The sequence below is a fragment of the Pseudomonas sp. genome, assembly GCF_037994325.1.
GTDB lineage: Bacteria > Pseudomonadota > Gammaproteobacteria > Pseudomonadales > Pseudomonadaceae > Aquipseudomonas.
Map to the genome: position 1 here is coordinate 1 of NZ_JBBNAH010000689.1, position 3,692 is coordinate 3,692.

At 60.4% G+C, this 3,692-nt stretch carries 4 protein-coding genes; 1 reads left to right on the plus strand and 3 read right to left on the minus strand.

Features of this window, described 5'->3' with window-relative positions:
- Positions 1-269: 269 nt before the first annotated feature.
- Complete coding sequence (gene ubiA, locus AAAB16_RS22760; RefSeq protein WP_340665390.1) at positions 270-1,160, minus strand: 4-hydroxybenzoate octaprenyltransferase; 891 nt, start codon at positions 1,158-1,160, stop codon at positions 270-272.
- A gap of 31 nt (positions 1,161-1,191) precedes the next feature.
- Positions 1,192-1,743 (minus strand): chorismate lyase, encoded by a 552-nt coding sequence (locus tag AAAB16_RS22765; protein ID WP_340665393.1) that lies wholly within the window; start codon positions 1,741-1,743, stop codon positions 1,192-1,194.
- Positions 1,744-1,901: 158 nt separating this feature from the next.
- Between AAAB16_RS22765 and AAAB16_RS22770 the strand changes: the two genes are divergently transcribed.
- On the plus strand, positions 1,902-2,567 hold the full coding sequence (locus tag AAAB16_RS22770) for a glutathione S-transferase (protein WP_340665391.1): 666 nt from the start codon (positions 1,902-1,904) through the stop codon (positions 2,565-2,567).
- A 27-nt stretch (positions 2,568-2,594) separates the two neighbouring features.
- Here AAAB16_RS22770 and AAAB16_RS22775 read toward each other — a convergent pair whose 3' ends face one another.
- On the minus strand, positions 2,595-3,362 hold the full coding sequence (locus AAAB16_RS22775; RefSeq protein WP_340665392.1) for a transporter substrate-binding domain-containing protein: 768 nt from the start codon (positions 3,360-3,362) through the stop codon (positions 2,595-2,597).
- Between the last annotated feature and the right edge of the window lie 330 nt (positions 3,363-3,692).

The window sequence follows — 3,692 nt, forward strand, 5'->3', positions numbered from 1 at the left end:
ATCCATGGCCCCACGCCTCTCGCGGCTCCTGCCGCTCGACCCCCTACACAACGACTGCGCTCGGCCTTGCGATAAACGGGGCGGGTAGATCAACAGCCAGATCAAGATCACAGGCCAGATCAACGGCCCCTCGCCTAGCCCTCTCTCGCAAGCGGTAGAGGGCGCCATAACGAGCTGTTTGAGCGTACGCCGATCTGTTCCCCTCGCCTGTTTGCGGGCGCCCGGCTAGGGGAGAGGGGCTTTTGATCTTTGGGGGCTGTATATCTGGATCAGCGCAAACCAAAGTCCAAGGCAATACCCACCAATATCGCCAACCCAGCCCAGTGGTTGTGCAGAAACGCGGCCAGGCACGCTTGCGGTTCGCGGTGGCGGGTGCTCCAGAATTCCCAGGCGAAGCAGCCGGCGGCGACAAACAGGCCGAGCAGAAACCAAATGCCGAGGGTAAAGCGCGCACCTGCCAGGGCCAGGCACAGTAGGGCGATGCCTTGCAGGGTGAGGATGATTACGCGGTCGGCATCGCCAAACAGGATGGCGGTGGATTTCACGCCAATCTTTAAATCGTCTTCACGGTCGGCCATGGCGTAGTAGGTGTCGTAGCCGACGGTCCATACCACGTTGGCGATAAACAGTAGCCACGCCGCGCTAGGCAGTTCGCCGGTTTCGGCGGTGAAGGCCATGGGCATGCCCCAGGAAAACGCCGCGCCCAAGACTACTTGCGGGTAGAAGGTAAAGCGCTTCATAAACGGGTAAGTGGCGGCAATCGCCAGGGCGCCAAAGGACATCAGGATGGTGGTGAGGTTGGTAAACAGCACCAGGATAAAACTCAGCGCCACCAACACGGCGAACAGGATCAGCGCTTCCTTCGGCTTGACCTTGCCGGTGGCCAGCGGCCGGCCTTTGGTGCGCGCTACATGGCCGTCGAAGTTGCGGTCGGCGTAGTCGTTGATCACGCAGCCGGCCGCGCGCATCAAGATCACGCCCACGACGAAAATCAGCAAATTGCTCAGCGACGGCACGCCTTTGGCGGCGATCCACAGGGCCCACAGGGTCGGCCACATCAGCAGGTAGATGCCGATGGGACGCTCCAGGCGCATCAACTGGATAAAGTCGAAGGCGCGTGGGTGCAGGTGGTTAAGCGATTGCAGCAGGCGGGTGTACATCAGGCGCGGCTCCTGTTGTTCAAAAAGGCGGTCAAACCGAGACATCGGCCGCCGACCACAGCGGCGGCAAAAACACTTCGGCTACCAACACGCTCAACCCGTCGCGGCTAAAGCATGAGCGCCGTGCCCACAGTTGCTCAGCGCTGACCTCGGCCGGCAACCAGTGCTGGGGATAACGACACACCTGCATTTCACCGCGGCTAAAGGCTTGGTCGCTGAACAGCAGTTCGCCCAGGGAGCGGCTACCCAGTTCGTCCATATGCAGGTCGGAGTTAAGCAATTGGCTGCGGGTTGCCACACTGCGGGCGAATACCCAGGGCTGGCCATGGCCGCACAAAAACACTTCGCGCACCCAACCGACGCTGCCTTCGCGCACATTGAGCGCTTGGCATTCGTCGCTGCGCAGGGTCTGCCAGCTTTCTTGCAGCGGGGTGACGCTAAAGCCGTCATTGGACAGGGAGACAAGGCGACGGGTCAGCGAGCCGTCATCCAACAACCAGTCGAGCACCGCAGTGGCGGGCGCAGGGTGCAAGTCGGCGGCGGTCAGCCAGTGGGCGGTATCAGCAAAGGCGGCGTGCGGCACGGCGGGAACATCGGCGGCAATCGGGGCGGCGAGCTTAGCATGTTTGCCGGTTTTGCCCGTGGCCGGCCGAACTGCGCTTGTGCTAAACCCCCGCGTAGGGTGTGCTGTGCGCACCACGGCGTACACGGTCCATAACACCATCCACCAGGGAGCTTTGCATGATCACCGTCCACCACCTGAACAACTCGCGCTCGCAGCGCATTCTCTGGCTGCTCGAGGAAATGGGCGTCGAGTACCAGATCCAGCATTACCAGCGCGACCCCAAGACCATGCTGGCGCCGCCCGAGCTGCGCGCTGTGCACCCGTTGGGTAAATCGCCGGTGATCACCGATGGTGAGCTGACCCTGGCCGAGTCCGGGGCGATCATCGAATACCTGGCCGAGCGCTATGGCCAAGGGCTGCTGCCCGCCGCCGGTACGCCAGAGCGCCTGCGCTGCAACTACTGGCTGCACTTTGCCGAAGGCTCGGCCATGCCGCCGCTGCTGCTCAAGCTGGTGTTCGACAAAATTGAAAGCTCGCCGATGCCGTTCTTTGTCAAACCCATCGCGCGCGGTATTGCCGGCAAGGTGAAGCGCTCGTTTATCAACCCGGCGCTGCGGCAAAACCTGGATTACCTGGAAGGCGAACTGGGTAAAAGTGAGTGGTTTTCCGGCGACTCCTTTAGCGCCGCTGATATTCAGATGAGCTTCCCGCTGGAAGCGGCCTCCTCGCGCGCCGGGCTGGATGCCAGTCGGCCCAAGCTCAAGGCGTTCCTTGAGCGCATTCACGCGCGCCCGGCTTACCAGCGCGCGCTGCAACGTGGCGGCGAGTACGCCTACGCATAGTGAGAAGGCGATACTGCCGTGCGCTGGTTATTTGCCTTCGTAGGTCGATGTCCAGCGCGCCGGTTCCAGCTGTTGCGCGGTCAGCAATTGCTGCACGTCGCGGGCCTTAAACATGCGCCGCAGGGCGCGGTTGAATGGCCCCACCAACTGCACATCGGCTTGCTTGCTGAACGCCAAGTGATAATTGCGTCCGCTGTCGCCAATCACGTAACGCACCTTGTCTTGCAGGCCGTTGCGCTGCAACAGGCTAAGCGCCACGTCGCGGTTCATATACACCGCGTCCAGTTCGCCAGCGAGCATGCGCTGCACGTTAGCCAGATCGTCCTGGCTGAGCTGCACGTCGAGATTCAGCACCGGCTGGACCCGTTGCAGCGCCTCGGAACTGCTCGAGGGGCCGAACACGCCGACGCGGTAACCGGTCAGGCTTTTTAACCCCAGGTAGTCGCGCGTATCGCTAGCGGCGACCAAGTAACCCCACTCGGTATGCAGCAGCGGCAGGCTATAGCTCAGCCATTGCGCGCGGTCGCGCTCCCAGCTAACGACAAACAATCCATCGACCTTGCCGGCTTCCACTTCGGCTTTGGAGTCTTTCCAGCTCTGCACCTTAAAGCTGCATTCGATGTTTGCCTCGCGGCACGCCTGCTTGACGATATCGGCCACCGCCCCAGAGGGCTGGCCGTCTTTTACCGAAACGAAAGGAACAAATTCTGCGGCGGCAAACGACAACGTTGCCGCACTGAGCCCGCGGTCCATCCACCCCAAGAGCAACGACAGCACTACAAGCCTTAGCCACATACAACGCCCTCCCTGTGAAATGACGAAAAAAGCGGGAGAGCAATAAACATTCCAAAAGCTGTCGTAGTAGACAGGAATTGCGAATACGCCGTTTATTCAGCGGTTTAGCAAAGGCCTCGGTTTATAAAGACAACGCCAAAAGTATCTATTTAGAGCTGTTACTCCGGGTTAAGCACAAAAAATGATCATATTCTGAAGCTATCATCCGAGGCAGCTTCACTAAAGTTCGCCTGTTGCCACGCTTGCCCTGTGCAAGATGACCACGAAGACACCCCAGCCAAAGAACAGAAGTGCCCGAAGGTGCTTGATTACTAGCGCTTCGATCAGTAC

What these genes read in the sequence shown, in the direction of transcription:
- ubiA (WP_340665390.1), bottom strand. Translation starts at nt 1,160, where the DNA reads ATGTACACCCGCCTGCTGCAATCGCTTAACCACCTGCACCCACGCGCC.
- AAAB16_RS22770 (WP_340665391.1), top strand. Translation starts at nt 1,902, where the DNA reads ATGATCACCGTCCACCACCTGAACAACTCGCGCTCGCAGCGCATTCTC.
- AAAB16_RS22775 (WP_340665392.1), bottom strand. Translation starts at nt 3,362, where the DNA reads ATGTGGCTAAGGCTTGTAGTGCTGTCGTTGCTCTTGGGGTGGATGGAC.